The organism is Oleiphilus sp. HI0086 (assembly GCF_001635225.1).
In genome coordinates this window covers 1-506 of sequence record NZ_LWFZ01000397.1, presented here as the reverse complement: position 1 = coordinate 506, position 506 = coordinate 1, and the positions used below count along the sequence as shown (strand labels likewise).

Genomic DNA, 506 nt, shown 5'->3' with positions numbered 1-506 from the left:
GACACGGAAGGCTCATCAAGTTTTTCATTTTTGGCCTCTTTATATAGATTAGCAAGAGCGCCATGAGGTGTTACCGCAGGCCTATCAAGCAAGCCGTGGACTAACTCATCATACCTGACAACCACTGCGAAAACCTTACTTAAAGGATGTATCTGATCAGACTTAAGTCCAGAAGGGTAACCGCTTCCATCCAGGTGCTCATGATGCTCGGTAATAATGCGCATTACGATTGAACTGAGCTCACAGTTTTGTTTTAACGACCGTAAGCCTATCGAGACATGCTGATAAATTAACTTCTTTTCACTCGCCGTATAAGGTGATGCCTTACCAAGCAAATGCATAGGCAGTTTTAGCCAACCCGTATCGTGAAAAAATGCGGCTAAAGCGAGCGCCTGTTGTGCATCGTCACCTAAGCTGAGCTTGATAGATATACTTAAGACTAAACTAAATGAAGCGAAAGTATGATTTGCGAGCGAAGCATCTTTACGCTGAATATTGATAAGGAT

At 43.1% G+C, this 506-nt stretch carries 1 protein-coding gene; it reads right to left on the bottom strand.

What is annotated here, in order from left to right; all coding sequences use genetic code 11:
• Positions 1–506: HD-GYP domain-containing protein (locus A3756_RS04975; protein WP_197481175.1), on the bottom strand; the 506-nt coding region annotated here is incomplete at both ends.